This is a genomic window from Nocardiopsis valliformis DSM 45023 (genome assembly GCF_000340985.1).
GTDB lineage: Bacteria > Actinomycetota > Actinomycetes > Streptosporangiales > Streptosporangiaceae > Nocardiopsis > Nocardiopsis exhalans.
This window is the reverse complement of the sequence record NZ_ANAZ01000026.1, coordinates 15,665-41,895: the sequence shown is the minus strand read 5'-3', so window position 1 is coordinate 41,895 and position 26,231 is coordinate 15,665. Positions and strand designations below refer to the sequence as shown.

Below are 26,231 nucleotides of genomic sequence, written 5' to 3'. Positions count from 1 at the left end.
GCCCGGCCGTCGAACTGTCCGAAAGTGTCACCCGACCGCGCCCAACCTGGACAATGGGGTGTGTGCGTGTCATAGAAGCCCTCTGGGAATCGGACCGCCTCCGAGTCTGGGCGATCGATTCCGGCCTGCCCGCCGCCACCCCTTCGCGGAAACGGATCCGACCCCACCCCTATGCCCTGGGCCCGGAGGTACTGGCTGAGGTACTGGCCGACCTCGGCGCGTGCTCCGGAACCCCGGACCACGGAGTCCTGAACCTTCCCGGTGTGCCCCGCCACCCGGTCCCGCCGCCGTGCTTGCCCACCATGGCCGACGCACCGCGGTACTCGCCCGACCAGGTGACCGTCCGCCCCTGGCTGGTTCCCACACTCGACCTGCCCGGACCGGACGCGCCGACCCTGCTCCGCCGCGTCCGACACAGCCAGGCGACCGCGGACCCCGCCGCCATCCGCTTCGGCGCGTCCTTCGCCGCCCTGGCACTCCTCCTGGAGGCGGCCACATCCCTGGTCGACACCGGCCGTCTCGTCCCGCGCCTGCTGGAAGCCTCACCCGCCTTCCAAGCACGGTGGCGTCCCCTCCTGGACCCCGCCACCCTCGCCTGGCTGCGCGACCACGTCCGCGCCCTCCCGCCGGTGGCCCGCGCCGCGCACACCCCCGACCTCACCCCCGAGGAAGCGGGCGCCGACGCCATGGCCGACGCCCTGGGCACGCTGTGCTCGTTCACCGACCTCGTGGCCAGGGAGCGGCTGGCCCACCACACCATCGAGATGCCCGACCGCCCCCGAACCCAACATCAGTGGCTGGCGGCCCTGGCCACTGCCAACGGCACGTTGCCCCACGGGGTTCGGTCTGCGCGGTCCGACATCGACCAGCTCACCGACGAGATCCAGGACTGGTTCACCGCCGCCCACCAGTACGCGGGCGCGATCCGCCTGGTCTTTCGACTGGTTGAGCCCGCACCCGCACCGGCTGCCCTGCCGGAACCGGAAGGGGAACCGGACGGAGCGGAGCTGGCTCAGGGATGGCCAGCCGAGCCCAGCGGAGCCGACCCTCAAGCCCTCGGAACAGAACCCGAGGACGGGCTGCACATCCCTGCGGACCTGCCCTGGCGGTTGCAGATCTGGGTCCAGTCCGTCGAGGAGCCCTCCCTGATGGTCCCTCTGGACGACCTGCGTGAGGGTGAGGGCGCGGACTGGCTGCCCCGGGACCCCGCCGAACCCGTCCACCGCGCGCTCACCCAGGCCGCCCGCGCCTGCCCGGTACTGGTCCGCGGGTTGGCCCCCGACGCCCCCGGCTGCCTGGAACTGACCCCCGAGGAGGCCTTCGACGTCCTGTCCCGGCACGCTGACGCGCTCCGAGAGGCCGGTTTCGGGGTGCTCCTGCCGCCCTGGCTCGGTGAGATCGGTGTGGGCACCAGGCTCACCCTGTCCACCAACATCGACCCCGGACCGCACCAGGCCGAAGGCGGGACCGGGATCGGCCGGACCCTGGTCGACTTCGACTACCGGGCCGCCGTCGGCGACCTGGATCTGGGTCCCGAGGAGATCGCCGAACTGGCCCGTCTGAAGCGCCCTCTCGTCCGGCTGCGCGGCGAGTGGGCCAGGCTGGACCCCGAACAGCTCCGCCGGGTCGCCGCCTACCTGGCGGGCGGTGCCAGCGGAACCGTCCAGTTGGGGGAGGCGGTGCGGATGGCACTACTCCCCGACCCCGCGGACCCCGAACTGGAGGGGGTCGACGCCGACGGGGAGCTGGGGGCGCTGCTGGCAGGGCAGGCCGAGCACGCCTTCACCCCCATGACCGAACCCGAAGGGATGGACGCCGAACTGCGCCCCTACCAGCGGCGCGGCGCGGGATGGCTGCGCTACCTGGACCGGCTCGGCCTGGGCGCGGTCCTCGCCGACGACATGGGCCTGGGCAAGACCGTGCAGCTGCTTGCCCTGCTGGCCGACGAACGCACCGAAACCCCTGCGGACCAGCGGCGCCCGGCGCCCACGCTCCTGGTGTGCCCCACTTCGGTCCTGGGCAACTGGTGCCGGGAAGCGCAGCGGTTCACCCCGAAACTCCGTGTCCTCCTCCACCACGGTCCCGCCCGGCCCCGGGGTGAGGACCTGGCCCGTGAGGTGCCGGAGTCGGACCTGGTCCTCACCAGCTACGGGGTGATGGCCCGCGACGCCGAAGCGCTCGCCGAGATGTCCTGGGCCCGGGTGGTGTGCGACGAGGCCCAGAACATCAAGAACTCCCGTACCAAACAGGCCGTGGCGGTGCGCACCATTCCGGCCGCCTCCCGGGTCGCCCTGACCGGTACCCCCGTGGAGAACCACCTGGGTGAGCTCTGGTCGATCCTGGACTTCGCCAACCCCGGGCTGCTGGGTTCACGCGAGGCCTTCGAGAAGGGGGTGGCCGCGCGCGTCCACCGCGACCTCGGCAAGGACCCCGGTCAGAGCTCCGGCAAGGGATTCGGTCAGGCCGTGACCGCCCTGCGCCGGGTCACCGCGCCCTTCGTGCTCCGCCGGCTCAAGACCGACACCTCGATCATCACCGACCTGCCCGCGAAGAACGAGATGCGGACCTGGTGCACCCTCACCAAGGAACAGGCTTCCCTGTACCGGGCCACCGTCGACGAGATGACTGCCCGGATCGACGAGGCCACCGGGATGCGGCGCAAGAGCCTGGTGCTGGCGACCATGACCAAGCTCAAACAGGTCTGCAACCACCCGGCCCACCTGCTCGGCGACGGTTCCCGCCTGAACGGGCGCTCGGGCAAACTGGCCCGGCTCGAGGAGCTCCTCGCCGAGATGGCCGCCGAGGGTGACAAGGCGCTCTGCTTCACCCAGTACACCGAGTTCGGCCACCGGCTCGCCCCCTACCTCGAAGGCAAGCTGGACATGCCGGTGCTGTGGTTGCACGGCGGTACCTCCCGTAAGAAGCGGGAGGAACTGGTCGACCGGTTCCAGAACAGCGACCAGCCCGCACTGTTCCTGCTCTCCCTCAAGGCGGCGGGCACCGGACTCAACCTCACCGCCGCCAACCAGGTCGTCCACTTCGACCGCTGGTGGAACCCGGCCGTGGAGGACCAGGCCACCGACCGGGCCTTCCGCATCGGCCAGAAACGCAACGTGCAGGTCCGCAAGATGGTGTGCGTGGGCACCCTGGAGGAACGCGTGGACGAGATGATCGAACGTAAGAAGAGCCTGGCCGAAGCCGTGGTGGGCCAGGGAGAGAACGCCCTGACCGACCTCAGCGTCGATGAGCTGCGCGAAGTCATCCGCCTGGCCCCCGAAGCGGTGGCCTGATGCCCGCCGTGCACGGTCCCGTCTGTGAGAGCTGGTGGTCGGCCCGGCTCCTGCAGGGGATCTCCGACGGCGACATCGGCCGACTGTCCCGCGGCCGCACCTACTACCGTCAGGGAGCGGTGCGGGAGATCACCGTGGACGCCGACCACATCCAGGTCATCGCCTTCGTCCAGGGCTCACGCGGACGGCCCTACCGCGTGTCCGTCGCCTACCCGGCCATCGACGACACACGGTGGTCACACCTCCTGGACGACCTCGCCCAGGACCCCGACGCCGCCGCCGACCTGCTTGCCGGAGAACTGCCCGAAGCCACCGAAGAGGTGTTCGCCCGCCACGGGTTGGCGCTCTTCCCCGACTCCGTCGACGACATCGACATCCACTGCACCTGTCCGGACCGCGGCGGCTACCCCTGCAAACACGGCGCGGCCGCCATGTTCGCCTGGGCGTCCCTGCTCGACGAGAACCCCCTCCTGCTGTTCGCCTGGCTGGGTCGGACCGAGGAGGAGGTCCTCGACGCACTGGAATCGACGGCGCCCGCCGGTTCCGAGGGAGAGCTGGCCGTCGAGGTAGTGCCGTTGTCCGAGAGCGCCACCGACTTCTGGTCGGGCGGTGACCTCACACCGCTGGCCCGGCCACGCCCCTTCGACCCGCTCTCCCACTGGGAGGGATCCACCCTGGGGGTGGCCTCCGGCCTGGCCCCGATGTACGCCGCACTCACCCGAGGCGCCGCCCCGCAGGAGTGAGACCCCGCCTGCTCCGACCCCGACCGGGTCAGCTCCTGCTGCGGGCCTTGTGCGCGGCCCGCCGGGCCGCCTTGGCGACCTTCTTGTCCGGGTGCAGCCGCCCTACCGCCTCCAGCACCCGGAAGGCTTCCGGGTGGTCGACCTTCCACAGGTCGCCCCCGCCATCCAGCAGGAGCTGCCCGATGGGCCCCGGCCCCTCGGAGCCCGCACCCGTGTTGAGTGCGAACAGAACCTCCAGATGGTCCTCGCCCCTCTCCAGCGGCGCCGCCACCATGTCGATCGCCAGCCACGGCCCATACCGTTCGGACAGCCGGGAGTGCTCTTCCTCCGGCAGGTCCGCTGCGGCCAGTACCGCCCCGGCGGCCAGCGCGGCCACGGAGATGCGGTCCGAGTCGAGCAGCCCGCGCAGCACCGGCAGCGCGGGCTCACCCGCGAACTCCAGCACCCGCAGCGCCAGGGCACGCCGGAAGGCACCGGTCCCGTCCAGGGCCGAGGCCGCCTCGACGACCTCCACGACCGCTTCCTCAGTGGCGCGCCCGGCCAGCCACGGGAGGATTTCGGGCTCGTGCAGGTCAGGCTGGACTGTCATCAGCGAGTCGAGGAGCTCGGCGGCGCTCGCACCGGCGAGTCCTCCGCTGAGCGGTGCCGGAACCCCCTCACGGAGCAGGACGCGGCGGACCCCGTGGCGGCCCAGCGGGGTCAGCGCGGCCGAGCAGTCGACCTCCCCCTCCTGGGGGTGGTGGGTGTCGGGCCCGGGGCCCACCAGGATCCCTCCGACGGAATACCCTGACCGGTACCGCTCGGCTGTCGCCTCCTCGGTGCGGTCACTCAGGTGTACCGCTCCGATCTCCGCCAGGTGGTGCAGCCCACGGTAGATTGTGGTCAGGATGGACAGACGGATCTGCCCGGCCTCGTCCGGCAGTGCGGCGCCCGCCGCGAGAAGATGGTCGGCCAGTTCCGACGCCAGGTCGCCCAGCACCAGCTCCGTGCCGTCGGGCGCCTCGTAGAGAAACCGCAGCACCGGCGGGAACAGGTCGGCCTCGTACCGGTCGGTGCCCAGGAGCCCCTCGGGGTCGGGGTCACCCTCGACCGCGGCGTCGAATAGCTCCCACCACGCCTCCAGTGCGCTGTCCGCGGTGAGCTCTCCCACGACCTCCGGGGCCGCGGACACCCGTTTGGCCTCCACCCGCACCAGGCCCAGCTCGGTAACCCACCGCCACAGGGGCACGAACCCGGGCAGGTCCCGGGCGGCGCGCAGCCGCCCCAGCCGGTCCGCGCGCTCGGCAGCCTGCCGGGCCGAGGCGCGGGGCCACAGGTCCAGCTCGGCCGCGGCCGCACGCACGTCAGCCGGACGCGGCATCCCCGTCGAGGTCAGCGCCTTTCCCTCCCCGAACCACCGTGCCAACGCCAGCAGTTCACGCAGCGGGGACGACTCCAACGCGGCGGCGGCCAGCTCCTCCTCCGGGGGCAGCGACACCGGCCGGGCCGGTTCGAGGCCCTTCTTGGATCCGCTCGGCTCCGGCGCGGGCACGGTCTCTTCCGTCAACGGAAGCGAACCGAAGGCCTCCCGCAGTTCCCGCCGCATCGCCTCCAGGTCGAGGTCGTCGGGTTCGAGCATCTCCACCCAGTTCCGCTGATCCTCGGCGTCCGCGTGGAACCCTTTCCCGAGCTCCTCCGGGTGGTCGCGCAGGTGACGCAGGTGCTCGAACCCGTACACCCCGCCGCAGTCCTCCGGCGGTCCGCCCCCGTGACCGTCCAGCAGCCGGGGGTAGACGGTGTCGGGTTCGGCCTCCCCGACCGCTTCCACGGTGATCGAGTGCTCCCAGCTGTCGCCGAAATCGTAGGTGTACACACCCTTGGAACCTCTGCGCCGCAGCACGTCACCGACACGGGCCGCGTGCTCGTCCCGGTCCGGCGGGCCCAGACCCAGCCCCTCGTTCCCGCTGTAGCGCAGCCCGGAGAACTCGAACGAGTGCGGGTGCGAGTCATTCCAGCCCATGACGACCTGGATGAGCATGTGCAGGTCGCCCAGCCCCGTGACCGAGGGCACCTCCAACCGCCGCCACACCTGCGGGCGGGTGCCCTCCAACACGATCTTCAACCGGTGCACCCGGTTCCCGAGAGTCTTCTGCACCATCATTGTTCCCCGCTGTTCTGGATCCGTGTACCGGCACCACTCATATCGCTTGACGCTCCGTTCCGCAGCGGTTCAGCCGCCAGGGAAACCGGCGGAGGGCAGGCGTGCCCGCCGGAGATCAGCCGCCCAGCCCCACCCGGTCCAGTTCGGCCAGGAAACGCCGCTTGCGCCGGTGCTCGGACCGCAACCCCGCCGTGAACGCGCGGGCCTCCTCCGCGCGGCCCAGGCGTTCGTACAGGTCACGTACCCGCCGGGCCAGCTCGGCGGCCTGCGGGTACAGGCCGGTGTTGGCCGGGCGGACCTTCGCCGCCACCATCGGTGCGTACACCCCGATCGCGTCCTCGGGGTGGGTCTTCTCCCGCAGGGCGGCCACCCGCAGCCACTGGCCCTCGTTGCAGCCGTGTTCGGCGGCCGCCGCCCACACCAGGTCCGCGTCCCCCTCGTCCAGCAGCACCTCCACCAGCGTGCAGGGGAAGTGGGGCGCGCGCCGCCGGGCGGCGGCGCGACGCAGCAGCGCCAAGGCCTGTTCCCGTACCTCGGCCCAACCTTCCTCCGGTGTGTCCTCGCGCAGGGCCCGGTAGGTGCCCAGCTCAGGGGAGCGCTCGAAGGCCTCCCAACGCACAGCCTGGAGCTCCTCCGTCCTGCCCTGCCCCTTCAAAGCGCGCGTGAGGTGGTCGACCACCCGCGGGTCCGGCATCCCCGGCTCGCGCAGCCCCTTGAAGGCCCACTCAAGGGCCTCCTCGGCCCGCCCCGCCCCCTGCAGCGCCTCGACGATCCCCGCGTAGTACACACGGTCTCCCTGGCCGTACACCCGCACCAGGAGGTCGGTATCGCCGGTGACCCGCGCGTACTCCGACCTCAGGAAGCGCGCCGTCCACTCACTCGCGGAGAAACCGCCCCCCAAGAGCTGCTCACCGTAAGCCTCAAGGCCCTCCTCGCCCAACGCCTCCGCATAGGGATCCAACAGCAGCTCCGGAAGCCCCGACCCCTCCACCTGCAGCCCGAGCAGCCACCCCGCCAGCTCCTGGCCGTCCGGCCGCGCGGCCGCGCAGGCCTCCACGTGCACCTCGACCAGCTCGGCCGCCGCCCCGCCCACGTGCCCGGCGGAGTCGTCGACCATGCCCGCCTGCCCGCTCAGGGCCGTGATCGCGTGCCGTGCCAGCTCTTCGGCAGCGGCCGCCTCCCCCCGTTCGAGGAGGCCCTCCAGCTCCCCGACCACCTGGTGGACCGTCCCCGCGTACTCCCGCGCCTGCCCGTACTCCACGAAGTCGTCGATGCGCAGCGCCCGCTCCACCCGGGCACGCGCCCCGGTACCCCCGGAGAGCCCGCCCGCCAGTTCCGCGCTCAACTCCAGCCGCCGTCGGAACCCGGGATCGTCGTCGGCCGCCGCCAACACCAGCTCCACGAGCTCGTCGCTGCCGAGCGAGTCCAGGTAGGAGCGCAGGTCCGGGGCCCGCGGCACCTCGACCGCGTGCTCGGAGTCGTACAGGTACACCAACCCCAGGGCCACGGCATGCTTGCAGAAGTTGCCCTCCTCCGCCCACGGGCAGTCGCAGTCCCACTCCATGCCCCGGCTCGTGGGGGTCAGCTCCACCCGGTAGACGTGCGTACCGGTGACGGTGCCGCGCACCGTCCTGCCGTCGAAGGTCACCCCGCTCACCTGGGAGACGTAGCCGACGCCCCGGTGGTAGGATTTCGCACCGGCGAAATGGATGAGGTCTTCACGCGTGTAGGAGGGCATGAGTCCATTGAACCGCCCTCAACCGGGCCCGCGTCCGGTTTCCGGCACTCTTCCGGTTCCCCCGCCCTCTTCCATCGGGAGGGCGCCACCCCGGCCGTGGCCTCCGGCCCGGCCCCGATGTACGAGCGGCTCAGACGCGGTACCGGAGGCACGGAGTACGCCTGACCTCACTGCGGCGGGGAACCTTCTGTACCCCTCATCACCTCTGGCTACGGGCCCTGTTCGCTGCATGCCGGGCCGCCTTCGCCGCCTTCTCGTCGGGGTGCAGCCGGCCCAGCGCCGTCAGGACTTCGGCGGTCGCCGGATGGTCGACCTTTCACAGCTGCTCGGCGCGGTCGACCAGCAACTGCTCGATGAACCCCGCCCCCTCCTCACTGTCCAGCCCGAGCAGGTCGACGAAGCTGTCCTCACCCAGCTCTAACGGTCCCGACATCCGGTCGATCGCCAACCAGAGGCCGTACTCGTCGTTCAGCGCCCGGGCCTCCTCCTCGGGGAGTTCCGGACGCGAAAGCAGCGCACCGGCGGTCAGCCCGGCCACTGTGCGCGGGTCCGAACCGAGCAGAGCACGCAGCTCCGGTACGACCTCCTCCCCGGCCGAGGCCAGAACACCGGAACCGAGGGCGCGGCTCAGTGGTCCGAGTCCCGTGGGGTCCGCGGCTGCTTCGGCGATCTCCCGTACCGCCTCCTCCGGGGTGCGCGCGGCCAACCAGGGTGCGGTCACGGCCGGGTGCAGCTCCGGGGCGTGGTGCTCAGCGTGTCGAGGAGCCCGGCGGCGTCGGCAGCGGCCACCTATTCGGTGAGCGGGGCCGGGATACCGGTGGCGAGCAGGTACTGGCGCACCCCGTAGCGGCCCAGCGGGGTAAGCACGGCCAAGCAGTCGATGGCCGGGCCCGGCTGGTCGCTCCGGTTGCTCGGCCCGAACGGGTTCTGGTCCAGCACCGCCTCACGAACCTCGGCGGAGGTGGCGTCGACCAGCCGCACAGCGCCGACCTCCGCGACCTCGTGCATCATCAGGTACAGCGGCTCAAGGACGGATTCGCTCAGGAAGCCGTCGTGTCCGGCAGCGTGCTCCGACGCGGCTCCGGTGTCCCCGAAAACCTCTGCGGCGGCAAGGTCCCCGGCCAGGTCGAGATCCTCGAGGTCGGCTTCGGCGCCCGCCGCCACCGTGCGCCCCAGGTAGGCCAGATCGGCCTCGAACCCGTCGGGGGCCTCGTAGAGCATACGCAGGGCCAGGTAGAACAGCTCGACTTCGCCGCAGAGGGGATCGCCCCCGCCCGAACCCGTTCCCTCGCCCCCGAAGGACCCTTCGATGGTGGACCCGAACAGCTCCGTCCACCACTCCAGAACCCTGCCCGGGGTCGGCCCCGACACCAGGAGCTCGGCGCAGGTGTACGCCCTCGCCGACCCGACCTCGATCAGCCCCAGGGCCACGGCGGTGTCCCACAGGTCCAGGAACTCCGGTAGATCCCTGCCGGAACGCAACTTCCGTACCCGCTCAGCACGCTCCTCGGCCTCCGCCTCACAGGCGTGCGGCCACAGGTCGAGCCTACCGACCGCCGCACGGATGTCCGCGGGCCGGGGCACCCCCGTCCCCGTCAGTTTGATGCCGTACGAGACCCACCGGGTCAGCGCCAGCAGTTCGCGCAGGGGAGAGGTCTCCAGGGCCGCGGCGGCCAGCTCCTCCTCCGGCGGCAGGGTCACCGGCCGGGCCGGTGACAGCCCCCCGCCCCCTTCGTGCAGAGCTGTTCCGCCGAACAGCTCCCGCAGCTCCTCCCGGATCTTCGCCAGGTCCAACTCGTCGGGTTCGAGCATCTCCACCCACATGAGCTGTTCCTCGGCAACGCTGTGGTCGCCGCGCCCGAGCTCCTCGGGGTGGTCGCGCAAGCGGCGCAGGCGCTCGAACGCGCCCACCCCGCCGCAGCCCTCCGGCGGCCCGCCGCCGTGGCCGTCCAGCACCCGCGGATAGAACGTGCCGGGTTCGGCCTCCCCGGTCGCCTCCACCGTGATCAGGTGCCGCCAGTCGTCCCCGAAGTCGTAGGTGTAGACACCCCTAGACCCCTTGCGGCTGAGCACCTCACCGACCATGGCCTCGAACTCGTCCAGGTCACCGGCGCCGACCCCGCCTGCCTCGCTGTAACGCCGCCTGCCGAACTCGAAGGCGTGCGGGTGCGCGTGCTCCCAGCCCAGCAGCACCTGGATGACCAGGTGCAGATGGCTCAGACCGAGATCGGCGGGCACCTCCACCAGCCGCCACACCGGCGGCTCGGTCCCCTCCAAGACGATCTTCAACCGGTACACCCGGTGGTCCGCCAGTTCTCGGGGTGCCATCGTCGAACCTGCCTTCTCATCGCGCGGACCAAACGTGCTCGCCTCACTTCCTACCTCCTACACGCCCCGCCCGGGAACGCTTTCACCCGCCCGAAGTCCGAACGATCACCCGGCCCGGCTGCGGCGGCTGAGGGAAGCGCTGATGAACACGCTTGAGGGGCGGTGCGGGGAACGGATCCGCACCGCCCCGGACGCCGGTGGGTGTCAGTACCGGGCCCGCACCCGCACACCGCTCAGAACGACCCGACGACGGAGACCAGGCTCACGAGCGCGATGACCACGAGGACCGGGATGGCCAGGGTCACGACCCCGAGGTCCTTGTAGGACTGCCGGTGGGTGAGCCCGCACACGATGAGCAGGGTGACCACGGCACCCGAGTGCGGCAGCGTGTCCAGCCCGCCCGCGGCCATGGCCGTGAGCCGGTGCATCGCCTCCGTGGCCATACCCTCCTGCTCGGCCATGGCCCGCAGGTCCTCGCCCAGGGCGTTGAGCGCGATCGTCATACCGCCCGAGGAGGAGCCGGTGAGACCGGCGGTGATGGACACGGAGAAGACCGAGGTCCACAGGGCGCCGAGGCCGAGCCCGAACACCGAGTCGCGCACGACGGCGAAGGCGGCGACCGAGGCGACGACCGCGCCGTAGCCCACCTCGGAGGCGGTGCTGAAGATCGGGAACATGGACCGCTTGGCGCCGTCGACGGACCCGGCCCACAACGTGGCGAAGTTACGGAAGTTGAGGGCGACCAGGACGAGGATCGCCGCGATGATCCCCAGCAGCACAGCCCACAGCCCGACGCGCTGCTCGAAGGCGACCCCGCCGAACTTCTCCTCCGCCAGGTAGGACCAGTCCAGCGCCGGAAAGACGATCAGGGTGCACGCGAAGTTCACGGCGAAGACCGTGAGCAGCGGCAGGAAGGGGACGACGCGGTTCGCCGGTTCGAGCGTGGTGACCTGCTGGTCCCCGGTACCGGCGTCGGTGGACCCGTTGGCCGAACGCGCGCTCTCGGGGCTGTCGAAGCTCTCACCCTTGCGGATCAGCGCCGTGCGCCGGTACTCGAGCCACAGCAGGCCGAGGCCGAAGATGAGGGCGCCGCCCACCAGCCCGATGCCCGGGGCGGCGAACGAACCGGTGCCGAAGAACTGTCCCGGAATGATGTTCTGCACCTGCGGGCTGCCGGGCAGCGCGGTCATCGTGAAGGTGAAGATGCCCAGCGCGATGGTCGCGGGAATGAGGCGGCGGGGGATGTCGGCGACCCGGAACAGCTCGCGGGCCAGCGGATACATGACGAAGGCCACGACGAAGAGGCTGATGCCGCCGTAGGTCATCAGGGCCGAGGTGACGATCGTCGCCGCGATCGCGCTCCGCGAGCCCACCAGGCCCGTCACGGTGCGGGCGATGCTCTCCGCGTAGCCGGTGACGGTCATCAGGACGCCGAAGACCGCGCCGAACAGGAACACGGGGAACCAGCTGCCGACGAAGGCGGCCATCGCCGGCATGAAGATCTCGGTGTAGGAGGCCAGGATCGGGGCCCCGGAGAAGACCACCGCGACCACCGAGGCCAGGGGTGCGGCGAGGATGACGGGGACACCGCGGTAGGCGAGGGTGATGAGCAGGAGCAGGGACGTGATGATGCCTATGATTCCCAGCGCCATGGGACTCCTCGGGGGTCGGGGCAACGCGTGCCGGGCTCTCGCAGGGGACGGCTCGGTTGCCGGGGCCCGGTGCGCTCGTCCGGCGGCATGGGGGCGTGCCGTCTCGGTGGGGTCGTCGCCGCCGGTCAGGCGGTCGAACACGTCGGCAATCCTCGCGCTGAAGCGAACGCGGGGGAAATGGTGAACAGTGGGGTAAAACACACGAAGCTGTGGGGTGTTCGGAGGTTGAAACGGCGGGACCGGTTGCGGTATAGGAGCCCAGGTGAGGTCGGGGCAGTCATATTGTCCGTACCAACCATGAGCGACTCGTGCTCACCGGAAACGACGGCCGGGTGTCCGCGGTCTCCTGTGCGACCGGCGGGGTGTGTGCCCTCGGTGAAAGGCTTCTGCGGCCGTACCGAGGGACGTGATCCCGCCCCTGCTGCCCGATCTGAAACCATGGGACAGGGTGGGGGACGACTCCCACGCGAGCGCTCAAGCGCCCGGGCACGGTCGACAGCGGTGGGGCTTGTCCACAGGTGCGCGCCGGGCCGTCGCGGGCGGGGTGCCGTGAGCCGAGAGTTGAGGGACGAGCCCCGTCTCGTGCCCTCCCTCTCCCCTCTCTGCCAGTCTCGGGTACAACATCCCCGTCGGACTGGAGGAGCACCTTCAACCCGTGTGCCCACTCGGTGTTCTCCGGGACCCCGCTGAGCAGCATGGCCAGAGCGCTCTTCCCCGTGCCGTTCGGCGCGTAGACCATGTTCAGTCTCTCGAAGCCGATGGCCTGGGGTGCTGCTTCCAGCCCTGGTAGCAGCGAAAGCTCTTGACATGAGTGATGCGTTTGATCACGGAGGAGGTCCTCGACGCCTCCGGCGCCTCAGCGCTCGGTCAGCCCCCGGTCGCGTCGCTGATGCGGGCGGTGATCTGTTCGCGTAGGCGCTCGGCTCTGGGGTCGGAGAAGTCCTCGACTGCTTCCAGGGCCTCGCGCCAGTACGCGTCGGCCGCTGTTTCTTCGCCGTTCTGGGTGATGACGGTGGCCAGGCGGTTCAGACAGAGGGCCAGGTTCCAGCGGGCGCCGTTGCGGCGGTAGCCGTTGGCGGCCTGGCGGTAGAAGCCTGCCGCCTCGTCGAGGCGGCCGAGGGCCTGGTAGACCCCACCCACGCCCTCGAAGGACTCGGACTCACGGACGTGCTCGCCGATCGAGCGGTGCAGGCCAGCCGCCTCATGGAAGTGGGCCAGGGCTTCCTCGTGGCGGTCGAGTATCGAGTAGGCCCGGCCGAGTTCCAGGTGAGCGAAGCCCTCGTAGGTGGTGAGGTCGAGGTCGTGGGCGATCTCCAGGGTTTTCTGCGTCAGGGACAGGGCCAGTTCGGCCTGTCCTGTTTCCCGCCGGGCCGCGCTCAGGACGGTCAGACAGGCGAACTCGCTCGTTCGGTCTCGGGTCTCCCGGTGGATCGCCAGAGCGTGCTCGGCCAGCGCTACCGCTTCCTCCCGCTGCCCCAGTTCCAGGAGGCAGCGGACCAGGTTTCCCAGGGCGATCCCCTCCCACAGCCGGTCGCCGAGGCTCCGGGCCGCTTCGAGGGATCCCTCGAAGTTCTCGCGTGCCTGGTCGAGTCTGCGGCCGCGCAGTTGAGCCAGGGCGAGGGCGTTCAGGGACATGAGGACCCCCTGTTCGTCACCCAGTTGCCGCCTCAGTTCCAGGGCGCGGGTGTGGTGCTCGATGCCTTCCTCGTACCGGTTGGCCTGGAGGTGGGCTATGCCGAGGTGCTCCCAGAGGTCGGATTCGGCCCTGGGGTGACGTTCTGTCCGTAGCGCTCTCAGGCCGTGCTCGAGCATCCTGATCCATGGTTCGCCGTAGACGGGGAAGTGCCCCAGCACGTGTGGGAACCGCCAGGTGAGGCCGGTGAAGGCGTGCTCGGCAGCCGTCTGCGCCGCGGCTCTCAGGTTCGGTTCCTCTAGCTCGAACCAGCGGAGCGCGCCCGAGTTGTCGGTGAGAAGCGGCCCCGAGGGCGGAACTGCGAAAACCTCGTCCGGTTCGGGGCGGCGCAGGTTGGAGTCCACGACCAGTGCCGCGGCGTAGGCGGTACGCAGGTACCAGGTCAGGAGGCGCTCCAGGGCCGCTGTCCGGTGTTCGGGAGCTTCCTCGTCACGTACCTGGTCCGTCGCGTAGGAGCGGAGCAGGTCGTGGAACCGGTAGCGGTCCGTGCCCGTCTGCTCCAGCAGGTGGGCACCGACGAGCGTGTCCAGGGCGCGTCGGCTCCGGCGCACCGGAAGGTTCGCCAGGGCTGCCGCGGCTCCGGTGTCGAAGTCCCTTCCGGGGTGCAGGCCCAGGAGCCGGAACAGGCGTGCCGCTTCCCGGGGCAGGACCCGGTAGGACCAGGCGAAGACGGAGCGGACGGTGTCCGCCTCCTCCTCGTCATCGGTGGCCAACGCGTCCCACAGTCCGGACTCGTCGCGCAGATCCTGGATGAGGTCGGCCAGGGGCATGTGCGGACGGCTGGCCGCGCGTTCGGCGGCGATGCGCAGGGCCAACGGGAGCTGCCCGCACAGGCGGGCGAGTTCGGCCACCTCGCCCGGGTCGTCCTTGGGACGGTGGTGGACGGTCACGTACTCCAGGAGTTCCACCGCCTGCTCCGTGTCCAGAGTGCGTACGGTGAGGCGTTGTGCCCCGTCCCTGGCGACCAGTCCGGACAGCCGGTCGCGGCTGGTGATCACCACCGCACTGTCGGCGGAACCGGGCAGGAGAGGGCGTACCTGGGCGGCGTTCGCTGCGTTGTCCAGCAGGATCAGCACCCGCTTCTCAGCCACATATGAGCGGTAGAGGGCGGACCTGCTGTCGGTGTCGGGCGGAAGTGAGTCGGTGGCGACCCCGAACGCCCGCAGGAACCGCTCCAGCACCTGGTCCGGGGCCAGGGGCAACCCGGGGCCGTACCCCTGGAGGTCGACGTAGAGCTGTCCGTCGGGGAAGCGGTCGCGGACCCGGTGCGCCCAGTGCAGTGCCAGGGCGGTCTTGCCCACCCCGGCTGTGCCGACGATGACGTGCATCGCGGCCTCTGCTCGCCCGCCGGCGTCCTGGCGGGGACCGGGTATGCGATTGCTGAGCACCTCGAGCTCACCCGTGCGGTTCACGAAGCCGCGCACGTCTGCAGGGAGCTGCCGGGGCACCGGGGCGCCGGGGCTCTGCGGTCCCTCTCCGTGGAAGTGCACCCCGCCACGGACGTCCCTCGCCTGGATCGCGCGTCCGGAGACATCGGACATCCGTGCCTGGTTGCCGCCGGTCACCCCCTCCTCGGGTTCCTCGCCCGAAAGAGGCGCGTGTTCATCGGGCACGGGGTGCTTCCACGCCGCCCACCTCGCGGACGAAGTATTCCTCCACCGGTTCGGCCTGCTCGTGCAGGGCCGCGATTTCGGCCCTGCACTGTTCGAGGACAGCGGGATCGGTGTAGCGAACCGCCCCCTCGGCCTCGCCCTGAGCGTCGTAGAGGATCCGGTAGGTCACCTCATCGCCGAGTATGACGATCTCCGGAACAGGGTTTTCCTGTTCGAAGGCCGAGAGTGCCTCCGGGGTGATGACCCGGATGTCCTCGCCGCACTGGGCCCGGATCCGCGCGGAGTGCAGTTCCCACAGCAGGTAGGTCGAAAAGGGCTTCTCGACGGCCCGGACCCGTCGAACCCCGCACCCGACCTGGGTCAGACCTTCGAACAGTGTGCGTAGCGCGGGGCGGTCAGCCTCCATCAGACGCAGGGACTCCTCCCGGCGGCCCTGGAGGAAGGCCATCCAGCTCTCGCTCTCGGGCTCGTGGAAAACCTGCTGCCGTTCGAGTTTCCAGACGTCACCGTTGCGGAGCGCCCGGAAACGCTCCCCGAAGTCGTCGTCGTACTCGGAGAGGCCCAGGTGATCGCCGGGAAGTGAGCTGACGGAGTTAAGCATCTGCGATGTCCGGTTTCGCTGAGATGAGTGTGGAACGGGGGATGATGACCAGCCGTTCGTCTTCTGAGATGGCCACACCCTCAGGGAGGCGTGGAGCGTAGGAGTCAGTCAGATCGCGACCGATTACCGCGGTGTCACCGTTGTCGAGCTCCCAGATGTCCGGGCATCTGCCGATGTCATTGGTGTTGCCGAGTTCGGCCGGTGATGCCCCGAGCCTGTGCTTCATTTCCGCTGACGAGTCCGCTTCCCAGGGGGCTGGCATGGTTTCCCTCCCGCGCACTCCGACAGGGGGGTGAGTGCGTCTACAAGCAAAAATAACACGGTCTGGTTTTCGGCCAAGGACAGTCTTTTTATGGGAGATCTGAGGGCGGCTTCCCCCTGTCGACAGGGCCTGAGGGATCTGTCAGCCGGTCGGTTGCCTGCGTGAAAATAGCAGGTTATGGGAGGGTGTGGGGTTGGGTTGGCGATGGTCCGATGTCCGGTTTTCTTGGGGCTCTTAGCCGAATCAGTCGGGAGAACTGTGACTGTCTTTGGTGGTGTGGCGAGTGCGACGCAAGAGTGTTCGATAGCGCTGATCCGAACTTCCTCCTGCCTCAAGTCTGAGAGAGCGAGCGATTGTCCTGCTGTCTTGGTCGGAGCAGGCGAAAGAAAGCCTCGATGCAAGGAGTTGGTGATGCGATCATTGGGATATATACCGAAGAAGCAGCGGTGCGCAACAGGGGCCAAATGCCCTTGAGTGTGACCGTTTTCGGTCACTCGGAGGTACTGGTTTTCCGTGCGTGCGGTGAGGGCTTCCTGCTGGCCTGACCGCTCGTCACGTGTCTGCTTGCCGGCGCGCGTTCATGTGTGCCTCGGCCGGATCGGAAGCGGCCGCGTCGCACGACCGACCCGGCCCTGCGCAGGACCGGGCCCGGCTCCGCCAGAAGGGCTGAATCAGCTACAGGAATCGCTCTTCATGTCTTGGATGCGGCGAAGAGTAGCTGAATGACGTTCGGGCCAGGCATGGGGGTGGCGGGCCGCCGTTTCCCGTCTCACCTGGAAGGAAGGCTTTCCTCTACCGACACGGCGGTGTGAGGATGGGCGTATGGAGGTCGTCGGCGTTGACGGATGCAAGAAGGGCTGGGTGGCGGTCCACCTGGTTGACGGCATGTTCCATCGGCTCCGGCTGTGCCCGAGTCTGGCGCAGGCCGTCGACGTGGTCGCGGCTGCGGCCGTGACCGTGGACATCCCCCTGGGGCTCGTCCGGAGCGGTTGGCGCGAGTGCGATCTGCGCGTGCCCCGGATGCTCGGGCCGCGCCGGAACACCGTTTTCCGGCTCCCGCCGAGGAGCGTGGTGGAGACGGCCGGCTTCGATGCGGCCAACGCGTTGTGCAAGGAAGTCACGGGTCAGGGTCTCTCCCGCCAGACGTACTCCCTCTTTCCCAAGGTCCTTGAGGCCGACGTTCTCAGACGTACCGGTACGCACCTGCTGTACGAGGTCCATCCCGAGCTGTCGTTTCGCACGATGGCCGGAGAGCCGGTGGCCTTCGCCAAGAAGACCTGGAACGGGCAGCGGCTTCGCGAGCGCCTCCTCGCCGACACCGGAGTCCGACTTCCCGAGGACCTCGGCCCGGACGGGAACGTGGCAGCCGATGACGTCCTGGACGCCGCTGCGGCGGCCTGGACCGGGCACCGGATCGCCACTGGTCGGGCCGTGCCCTGTCCCGACCCCACAGAACGCGACGCGCAGGGGGAGCCGATCGCGATGTGGTACTGATCCCGCTCTGCCCGGTGGGGATCCGTGACTGTCCCGCTGCTCTGCGGCGCACCGGAGGGCGGTACCGCGGATGCCTGTCCCGGAACCATGGGAACCGACGAAAGTGACTCCGGTCCAGAGATGGCTGGTCGGAGACGACACGGACATCAGCTGGTTCCGGCCGTGGCTGAGCATGATGCGGGAGTAGCTCGCCACCGGAAAGCGCATGGAACGGGTCCGGCTGATCGATGACCCGCCCTCGGACTACCTGCGCTGGGAGCTGTGGGGCACCCCCTGCAAACTGGGCGTGGGCGAGGACAGCAGGTATCTGCGGCGCGAACACCCCGTCGTGGCCGAGCTGCCCGACTTCGACTTCTGGGTTTTCGACAGCACCACCGTCGCGCGCCTGGAGTTCGACGGAGACCGGTTCCTCGGGGCGACCCTCAGTGAGGAATCCGACCTGGTCCTCAGCGCCTTGCGGGCTCTGGACGCCATGTACTCCGTGAAGGTCAGCGCGTGGTGCGAGAGCCTCGTCCCTGGGAAGGTCCGGTTGCTCCGCGCGGACTTTTGCCAGAACTCGCCGGAACACACCCAGGAGGAAGCCTCCGAAGCCGCAGGCGGAATCGATGTAGCGGAACCCGTTGTCGGTGACGCTGCCGACATCCTCGAAAGCGCGTCCCAGAGAGCGGTCGAGCACCCGCCTCGGTCAAGGCTGCGGCTGGTACAGGTCGCGGGGGACCGCGTCCAGGTGGGCGGGAGGGCGGTCACCCGCGAAGCCCAACCGCAGCTCGTGGCGGGCTCTGGTGCACAGGACGTAGTACATCATCCGCTGGTCCGGGTCGCTTGGGTCAGCGGTGTCTCGGTGGCAGTCGGGCACGAAGACGGTGTCGAACTCCAATCCCTTCACGCTGGCACGGGTGACCAGGTGTACACCTGGTCGGCTGGCGTCGATATTCCGGTACCGGCCCTGTCCGGTGCCGACATAGGCCTGGACGGGAACGCCGGCTCGTTCGAACGCCTCCAGCAGCCGCATCTGGAGTTCACGGAACCGGACGACCACGCCGATACTGCGCTCCGGGTGGTGCCGGACATGCGCGCGCAGCTCGGTCGTGAGTTCCGTGAACGCCCTGTACCTGGCCATGATCGGGGTCGGCCCCTCGCGCTGCGGTAGGGCGGGTGCGGGCTCACCCAAATGGAAGTGCTCGGCCAATTCCGCGATCGGCCGTGTGGTGCGTTGGTTCTCCGACAGGTGGATCTCCGCCGCGGCCAGGATGTTCCTGATCTCGGCGGTTGTACTCCTGGACTCGGTGATGGTCTGGTACTCGTCGGCCAGGACGGTCACCCGGGCTCCCGCCAGTCGGCACAAGCGGTAGAACTCCACGGGAAGATCCTGTCCCTCGTCAACCACCAGTGCTTCGGGAGCGGGGAGTTCCGTGACCCCCATGGCCTCGGTGAGCAGCGCGGGCCAATCGATGTCGAACCCGCCGGGTGTTCTTGTGGGGGGACGGCTGCCTACCGCACGCGCGTACCAGCTCCCCACCCAGCTGTGGACAGTCGCCACCCGCACCTGCGGCCCCAGCTCGGTGGCCGTCGGTTCCACGTGCTGTCGCAGAAGGTTGGACCGGCAGAGCAGAGTGGAGGGCGTATCGGTGAGGGCGAGCATCGCCGACCGGTGCGCCGCGAGTACGCTCTTGCCTGATCCTGCCGGGCCGCACACCAGGTGGTTTCCATCGAAGGGAAGGGTGTCCAGTACCCGCTGCTGCTCCTCGGACAGGTCCAAGTAGCGCAGTACCCGGAGGGAGTTGTTGACAGCGGTATTCATGGGGACTCCTCACCTCGTGCGATGCGTGCTGCCTGGTCACGGGCGGATTCGATGACCGGTTCGAAGAACCCGGGAACCCCCGGGCCGCCGATGAGCAGGATCCGGTCAAGGAGGGCGTTGCCCGTTTCGCAGCTGGTTTCGGGGAGTAGCGCGCAGGCATGACAGGCGGCCCGGTTGAGGTTGGCGAACCCTCGGGCCCCGTGTTCGGCACACAGGGGGTCGGCCGAACACCAGGCCCCGGATTCCAGGAGCCTGAGCAGGGTCTCCGCCAACCGCTCGGAGGAGCCCTGCTGGGCGAGTCCGCCCAGGGTGCCTTCCGCGTCACCGGCGGCCGTATAGACCAGGACCCCGGCTTGGTGCCGGTCCTGGCCGGGGCGTGCGTATACCCGCTCGCACAGAGAGGAGATCCCGTAACCGCTCTCGAAGGAGAGCTGCCGGATGAGGAGGTGGGAGAACGTGTGCAGGAGCGGCAGGCGGGGCAGCAAGCGGCCCCCGACCGTTCCGTGGAGCCGGTCCTTCTGGAACGCGGCGTCCAGGTCCTGCTCCAGATCTCTTACGCGCTCCCGTACCCCGGTGTGCGATTCCCAGTGTGCGATCTCCTGTTCGTCGAAGGACAGGAACACCCCTTCACCGAAGACCTCGATCGCGGGCAGCCAGTTGCGGCGACCTGACGCGTCCGCCCCCACCATGCCCTGTGGGGAAGGCTGTACCCGGTGGAAACCGCGCAGGGAACGTACCTCGCGCAGCCGATCAGCGACAACGACCCGTTGTATGCGTTTCCACAACAGCTGTTCGGCTTCGGATGCCCCTGCCGGCGGAACCGTGCTGACAGGCCGAACCGAGAAGGTGCGCTGGCTCACAGCGGTGGAGGTGTTCAGCGCTGACCATTCCTCCCAGCTCAGGTCTGTGGCCGGTGGGGTGTCCTCGGCCGGAGTAGGCTTCGGCGCGGGGGCGTCCGCACCCGTTTCCAGGCGTAGGAGGGCCGCCACATCCTCAGGAGTGACGCCTTCGTTGGCGTCGCAGATCATCTCGGTGACCGCTTGTGTACGTACTGAGTCCTGGAGGCGGCACAGGCCCGGCCACAGTGGGTCCTCTCTGATGAGGGAGGCGATCCGGGGGGCGACTTCGTCTGGCCCCGAGCCGACGGAGCTGGGGATGTCCAGTGCCGAGATCGTGACCGGGTAGTAGACGTTGCCCGCGTTGCGCTGGACGACGCGGGCCTGCTCCGTGCAGCTGGTTGCCTGGCCACGCTCCTGCCAGGGGTGGCGCCCGGTGCAGCGGGTGCGGCCGCGGTCCAGTAGTTGGAGCAGGTTCCGTATGGTTTCACAGGCGCGGCAGACGACGGACAGGGCCTCCAAACCGATGGACGAACGGTCCACCAGGAAGGACAGCCGGTTTTGGGAGCGCTCGCAGCTGGCGGTGCCAGACCGACTGTGCGCCCACCACCACCAGTCGACATCATCCATGTGCCCGGCCGGGCACACCTGGACGAATCGCATCGGTACGAGGACCTGTGGTGTGGGGCATGCCGGGCACAACGGTGCGGAACCCGGTTGCTCGTCCGCGGTGGCCCATCGCTTCATCCGGCGGCAGGAGGCGCAGAAGAGCCAGGAGGGGAACCGGACACAGGGAGCCCCGTCGCCGTCGGGGGAGTCGAAGAAGTCATTGGTCGCCGGGGGAAGGCTCCGAAAACCTGTGACCTTCAGCCGTTCCGCGAGCCTTGGGGAGTCGACCCAGGGGCTGGAGGACGGCCAGTGAGAGATGTCAGCGGCCACGAACGACTCGCCCCGGGTCTCCACGATGGCCCCGACTCCGAACGGCACGATGGTCTGGGCCTGGCGGACACGCAGCTTCCGGTTCATGGGCGAGCCCCCTTCACGGTGATCTGGCACTCGCGGTCCACGGAACGAACCGAGTGCAGTGTCTCCCACAGGCCGTTCCTGCGGTCGAAGTTCTTCAGGACGTGCCGTGTCGAGCGGCCTTGACCGCTCCAGTAGAGATTCGCCCTGGCCTGCCGAGCCGCTGCTGCCGCGTCGCTCCAGTCGTCAACGAGCTCCTTCAGCTCCGCGGCGGCTTCGGGAGCCGAAACGGGATCTGCTCGTTCCACCCACGAAACAATCCGGGTGACGGCATCGGACACGACCTCCGGGCGGTCCAGAATCAGTGACGCACCATCCTCAGCGCTCCACCCGTGACCGTGTCGGACGAGAATGACCAGGGCGGCGTGCAGGGCGCGCTTGCGTGAAGGGATCGACCACGGGGTGACACTCGAGGGTTCTACATGTCGGTACAGCGATCGGTGGAACACCTCGAAGGTCTCGTAGTGCGAGCGGTCCCGCGGTTTGGTGGCGTTGAAGAACGACACGATCAGTCCGGGGACGATGTCGCGGCCTACCCGGCTGGTCGCCTGGATGTACTCGGCTGCTGCCTTGGGCTGGCCGAGCATCAGCATCAGGGCCAGGCGGTCGATGTCAACGCCGACGGAGAGCATGTTGGTGCAGGCGAGGAAGGAGACCGCGGAGGGTGAGGGCCAACCCTCGTCCAGGCGCGCCAGCAGGCGCGGCTGCTCCTCGCGGTCCAGGTTGCTGGTGAGCTCCTGGACTGACGATTCCGTAAGCTCCCGGGTTCCCCGGGCGTCCCCGCCCATGCCGATGAGCTGGGCAGGGATGTCGTCCCGGGCCGCGGTCAGGGTTCGGCCGAGTTCGCGGAGGCTGTGGTGGTAGGCGACCAGCGTCCAGTAGTCGTCCCGGTGTTTCTCAGGGAGTCTGGCCGATTCGTGCAGGAGAGCTGCCGCGGTGGTGACGGTGGCACGGCCAGCGGTGTGCCCCTGGGCCATGACACCCACGTAGAGGCGGTCGGGGGAGTCTTCATCGGGCTCGGCGAAGTAGGAGTGGCGGGCGTCCAACCCGGGCGGAGGGAAAAGCTGGACGTCTCGGCCGTACATCCGGCGGACCTGTTCGCCGGACCGCCGGATCGTCGCTGTGGACGCCACCACTTTGGGGGCCATCCCGCTCCAGGAGCACAGCTGCAGGATCGCGGACTCGTACAGCCCGACCGTGGTGCCGAGCGGACCGGTGAGCAGGTGCAACTCGTCCTGGATCACCAGTGAGGGCCGCAACTGCCCACCGTTGCCGAACAGCCGTCCGGCCCTGGGCTCCCAGGCCAGACGTGCGAACTTGTCCACGGTCCCGAGGAGGAACGAGGGCGGACGGTCGTACAGGTGTGTGTCGACCACCCGCACGGGCAGCTCTCCGTGGAAGCGGCAGTCGTCGCGTGGGCAGTAGAACGAGAACGAGCTCGGCGAAGTCCGCACACCGTAGTCGCTGAGGTCCGACGACTTGTTCGCGGGCATGATTCGGGTGCCGCACCAGGGGCAGCGATCCAGGATGAAGGCGTCGGTCGGCTGGGCCGCTTCCCGCTGCTGTCCGGCGAGTTCATGGGCTCGGTCGTAGGTGTTGGGTGTGGTGGCCTCACCCACCCACAGGCCGATGGAGAACGGTTCGGTTCCGAGATCCGGTCCTGGGTGCGGCTGCTCCTGAGAAGCCTGCCTCAGATACTCGAGAGCGCACACAGTGGTGGCCGCCCGCTGGAACTGCTGTGTCGTGAGCAGGCTGAGCGTGTAGCGGCTGAGCACCGCGGTCCCGCCGCCGCGGGCGCCGTGCCGCAACCTCCGCATGACCATCTCGAAGCAGGAGAGCAGGAGGTAGGCCTCGGTCTTGCCGCCGCCAGTGGGGAACCAGATGACGTCGGCGACCTCTCGGTCGGGGTGGGCTGGGTCGACCAGGCCGCTGGCGCAGAGCAGGAAGAAACCGAGCTGGAAGGGACGCCATGAGTAGGTGTCCTCGGGGCCGGTGTCCTGGGGCAGGGGATCATGGCGGGTCCGCGGAGTGCCGGCCAGGTCCTTGGAGCTACGGCGGATTTGTAGGGCCATCGCCTGGTTGGCGGTCCGGAAGGCCGTCAGAGCGACGGGGTCTGCGCACATCAGGCGCGCCCCGGCCTCCATCCGGTCGATGGCCGTGCTGATGCGTTCCAGGATGCGCCCGGCAGCTTCCCTTCCCCACGGGGGCACCTGTGCGGCGGCCTCCTGCACGCGTTGCTCGTACCAGTCCCGGTAGCCGCGGATGAAGTCGGACAGCTCGCGGGCGAGCTCCGGAGCGGGAACGGACGTGTCACCCAGGAAGGACAGCTTCAGCGCGTGTGTGTCGGTGGGGCCGGAGTGCCGGACCCTCAGGACCTCCTCGGTCGGCATGACCTCGGTGCTGATCTGGTCGGGAGGAGCGTCCTCCGCGGTGGAGCCCGACCACTGCTCCTCGACCGCGCAACCGTGGCCGATGCTGAAGGTCCGCACGTGGCGGTACTGCAGGCGCAGTTCTTCTTCCTCCGGGTCGCGGCTGGTGAGAAGGACGTTCGGATACTCCAGAAACGTGCCGCCGAGCGGTTCCACGCTGAACGATGTCTGGAAGAGCATCCGGTCCCAGTCGGTACGGATCGGGCGGCCGGTTCTCTCAGCGGAGTCCACAGGTTCCGCGACGGCCGCGTTGACCAGGGCGATCGTGACCAGTGACGCGCCCGCGTAGTTTCGGCGGCGCACGCGAAGGAGGGCGTGGCCCTCGAGGACGGGGATGTCTGCGCTCTCGAAGGCACTGACGGTTTCGGCCTGCAAAGGGGCGCGGGCCCAGCTGCGCAGCCCCGCAGCCCGTCCGGTGACGTACCTGGAACCGCGGCAGACGATGCTCAGGCTGGGCGCGTCAGTGAACAGGGACAAACCCAGCGAGGAGGGCAGCCAGGCGTTGGCATCGGAGGTCGGGTCGTCCGCGAAGGTGTTCTCCTCGCAGGCGGGTTCGGTACCGTCACTGTCGGCCTCTTCGCCCGCGGCCAGAAGGCGTGAGTGCAGGTCGGCTTCCTGCGGGTACAGCGTGCCCATCAGGTAGCGGCGGTCCGGCGGCACAGTGAGCACTTCCTGCGCACCCTCCGCGGGGCCGACGAGTTGTCGCCGCAGAGCGGTCACGAGTAGCTGGCGGGCCGCGACCTCGTCCTGCGGGGTAGAGCGATCGGACATCCATGGCCTGTTCTGGTTGGGGACCACTGGGGCGGTGGTCTGGCGGTGATCTGTTCCTGCCGGATACGCGAAGGCATTTTGTCAGTGGAAGCTGACATTATCTGCACCATGGCGAACCTATCCCCTTCACCAGAGTCGGATTCCGGTCGGCAGGGTCTGGCGAAAGTTGTCCTCAGGAGAATGCGCTCCGGGGCCGTCGACGGACGGATTGATTGCGACGAATTCGAACGCCTATGCGAAGAGCTGGGTATCGGGGAAGTGGCCCGAGGTCGGATCGAGGCCGCGCTTCCGGGGCTGGGGCTGGCCCTGGCTGGTCAGACGAAGCCGTCCAGGGTCGAAAGTCCCGAATCTGTGGTTGGTGAGCGAGTATCGGCCGTGCTGCGGCAGCAGTTGGAGCTGAGTCCCCGGGTGTCCGCGATCGTGCGTATGGCTCGGCGCTACGCCAACGCGGGAACGATCTCCCCCGTGGCGTTTGATGGTGTTGTCCGCATCTCCGGGCTCGAAGGGAAGGAAATCGAGGAGTTCTCAAAAGGTCTGCGAGAGCTCGGTATATCGATCGGGTGTTCGAGTTTTTCTGAGGCTGGGGAGCTAGAATCAGAATTGACCTCGGGAGAGGTGCCTGCGCACGAGGGGATGGCGGTCTCGGGTGCTTCCGAGACGCAGGTCGAATTCCCTCGGGCGAGTGCGAATCCGAAGAATTCGAGTCTGGGTAAGGCGGTCGAGACGGCTCGGAGGGTCCTGGAACGGGACCGCTGGAACAAGTGCCCGGAGAAGGACCTCCTTGACGCGCAGGCGGAGGTGGGTCTGGCGGCTCTGATGAGGGGGGACCAACCGCTGGGTTCCACCCTGACTGAGGCTGACCTCGCGGCCTTGGAGCCCTCGGACGAACGCCGTCGGGCCTTCGACGCGATGGTGTTGCACAACCAGAGGCTCGTCTACGGTCTCGCGCTCAAGTTCGAGGGCAGGGGGATCGAAAGGGAGGACCTGTTCCAGCACGGTATGAGAGGCCTGATGCACGCTGCCGTCAAGTTCGACGGCGCTCGCGGTCTCAAGTTCTCCACCTACGCCATCTGGTGGATCCGTCAGGCCATCACCCGAGCGATCGCCGATGAAGGAGCGCTGATCCGACTTCCGGTGCACTTTCACGAGAAGGTGATCAAGGTCGGGGCCGCCGAACGCGAACTCAGCATCCGAGGCAGGCGTGCCGGTGCGGCTGAGGTCGCGGTGCACAGCGGCCTGACGGTGGACGAGGTGGAACAGGTCCGCCGCCTCACCTACCGAACCGACTCCCTGGACCGCGAGGTACGGGGGGACACCACGCTGCTCACCCTGGTGGGAGAGGATGTGAGCCGCGCTCTGCCCTCGCCGGAGGCCCAGGTGTTGGAGGACGAGCACCGTAGGGAAGTCAGAGGGATGCTCTCCTGTCTGGCCACTGACCGGGAACGTGAGGTCATCGAACGGCGCATGGGGTGGACCACGGGGGACAGGCAGACCCTCGACACCATCGGGGAGCACTTCGGGGTGACACGGGAACGCATTCGGCAGATCGAGAAGAAGGCCCTGGACACCCTGCGTGAGATACACGTACGCGAAACGGTGTCCACCGCAGACCCCGTGTCCGTCCCCGGCAAGGGAAAGAAGAAGCGCAGGAGGAAGAGGCGGCCGCGCAGGACCGAGACGACCGGCTGAGCAGGCTTGCCCCGTGATGGCGAGCTTGGCGTGGTCGGAGGCTCGGTGCCGGGGTGTGAACGGGAAGACTGCCTTGAGGACAACCCCTGCTGTTGCACGGGAGTCCTATGCTGGACGGGCGCTCACGC

The 26,231-nt window shown here is 69.0% G+C and carries 15 protein-coding genes and 1 pseudogene; 5 read left to right on the top strand and 11 right to left on the bottom strand.

Translation table 11 applies throughout. The annotated features are described in order from the left end of the window. Positions 1-53 precede the first annotated feature (53 nt). Together D457_RS0122495 and D457_RS33145 are read left to right on the top strand one after the other, a co-directional pair. On the top strand, positions 54-3,290 hold the full coding sequence (locus D457_RS0122495; RefSeq protein ID WP_239646184.1) for a DEAD/DEAH box helicase: 3,237 nt from the start codon (positions 54-56) through the stop codon (positions 3,288-3,290). Continuing rightward, positions 3,290-4,033, top strand: coding sequence for an SWIM zinc finger family protein (locus tag D457_RS33145; RefSeq protein ID WP_017582931.1), 744 nt, complete (start codon positions 3,290-3,292; stop codon positions 4,031-4,033). The genes D457_RS0122495 and D457_RS33145 overlap by 1 nt, the downstream gene beginning before the upstream one ends. A gap of 28 nt (positions 4,034-4,061) precedes the next feature. Here D457_RS33145 and D457_RS0122485 read toward each other — a convergent pair whose 3' ends face one another. From D457_RS0122485 to D457_RS37225, 8 genes are all read right to left on the bottom strand, one after another. Next, positions 4,062-6,170 carry a plasmid pRiA4b ORF-3 family protein gene (locus D457_RS0122485; RefSeq protein ID WP_017582930.1) on the bottom strand — a complete coding sequence of 703 codons (2,109 nt, stop codon included), beginning with the start codon at positions 6,168-6,170 and terminating at the stop codon, positions 4,062-4,064. A gap of 118 nt (positions 6,171-6,288) precedes the next feature. Then, complete coding sequence (locus D457_RS0122480; protein WP_017582929.1) at positions 6,289-7,911, bottom strand: SWIM zinc finger family protein; 1,623 nt, start codon at positions 7,909-7,911, stop codon at positions 6,289-6,291. Between the two features lie 316 nt (positions 7,912-8,227). Further along, positions 8,228-8,632 (bottom strand): hypothetical protein, encoded by a 405-nt coding sequence (locus D457_RS0122475; protein ID WP_017582928.1) that lies wholly within the window; start codon positions 8,630-8,632, stop codon positions 8,228-8,230. A 68-nt stretch (positions 8,633-8,700) separates the two neighbouring features. Then, positions 8,701-10,239, bottom strand: a complete 1,539-nt coding sequence (locus tag D457_RS34215) for a plasmid pRiA4b ORF-3 family protein (protein ID WP_017582927.1) — start codon at positions 10,237-10,239, stop codon at positions 8,701-8,703. Positions 10,240-10,472: 233 nt separating this feature from the next. Continuing rightward, complete coding sequence (locus D457_RS0122465) at positions 10,473-11,891, bottom strand: GntP family permease (RefSeq protein ID WP_017582926.1); 1,419 nt, start codon at positions 11,889-11,891, stop codon at positions 10,473-10,475. 867 nt (positions 11,892-12,758) lie between these two features. Next, positions 12,759-15,197 (bottom strand): ATP-binding protein, encoded by a 2,439-nt coding sequence (locus D457_RS0122460; protein ID WP_017582925.1) that lies wholly within the window; start codon positions 15,195-15,197, stop codon positions 12,759-12,761. Then, complete coding sequence (locus tag D457_RS0122455; RefSeq protein ID WP_017582924.1) at positions 15,187-15,798, bottom strand: DUF6879 family protein; 612 nt, start codon at positions 15,796-15,798, stop codon at positions 15,187-15,189. Before D457_RS0122455 ends, D457_RS0122460 begins: the two co-directional genes overlap by 11 nt. Next, positions 15,791-16,060 (bottom strand): hypothetical protein, encoded by a 270-nt coding sequence (locus tag D457_RS37225; RefSeq protein ID WP_026116915.1) that lies wholly within the window; start codon positions 16,058-16,060, stop codon positions 15,791-15,793. Before D457_RS37225 ends, D457_RS0122455 begins: the two co-directional genes overlap by 8 nt. A gap of 822 nt (positions 16,061-16,882) precedes the next feature. Here D457_RS37225 and D457_RS0122445 point away from each other — a divergent pair. Both D457_RS0122445 and D457_RS37220 read left to right on the top strand, forming a co-directional pair. Further along, on the top strand, positions 16,883-17,554 hold the full coding sequence (locus tag D457_RS0122445; protein WP_017582922.1) for a DUF429 domain-containing protein: 672 nt from the start codon (positions 16,883-16,885) through the stop codon (positions 17,552-17,554). A 109-nt stretch (positions 17,555-17,663) separates the two neighbouring features. Next, positions 17,664-18,032, top strand: a pseudogene (locus tag D457_RS37220) (DUF6879 family protein); the annotation flags it as partial. 207 nt (positions 18,033-18,239) lie between these two features. On the opposite strand, the gene D457_RS34995 reads toward D457_RS37220, so the two are convergent. The 3 genes from D457_RS34995 to D457_RS0122425 are packed head-to-tail and all read right to left on the bottom strand — an operon-like array spanning position 18,240 to position 24,414. Further along, positions 18,240-19,355 (bottom strand): AAA family ATPase, encoded by a 1,116-nt coding sequence (locus D457_RS34995; protein WP_017582921.1) that lies wholly within the window; start codon positions 19,353-19,355, stop codon positions 18,240-18,242. Beyond that, positions 19,352-21,217: a DUF1998 domain-containing protein gene (drmB, locus tag D457_RS0122430; protein ID WP_017582920.1), complete on the bottom strand. Its 1,866-nt coding sequence runs from the start codon at positions 21,215-21,217 to the stop codon at positions 19,352-19,354. Before drmB ends, D457_RS34995 begins: the two co-directional genes overlap by 4 nt. After that, positions 21,214-24,414, bottom strand: coding sequence for a helicase-related protein (locus D457_RS0122425; RefSeq protein WP_017582919.1), 3,201 nt, complete (start codon positions 24,412-24,414; stop codon positions 21,214-21,216). The genes drmB and D457_RS0122425 overlap by 4 nt, the downstream gene beginning before the upstream one ends. 108 nt (positions 24,415-24,522) lie before the next feature. Between D457_RS0122425 and D457_RS33130 the strand changes: the two genes are divergently transcribed. After that, positions 24,523-26,103 (top strand): sigma-70 family RNA polymerase sigma factor, encoded by a 1,581-nt coding sequence (locus tag D457_RS33130; protein ID WP_083926830.1) that lies wholly within the window; start codon positions 24,523-24,525, stop codon positions 26,101-26,103. Positions 26,104-26,231 lie beyond the last annotated feature (128 nt).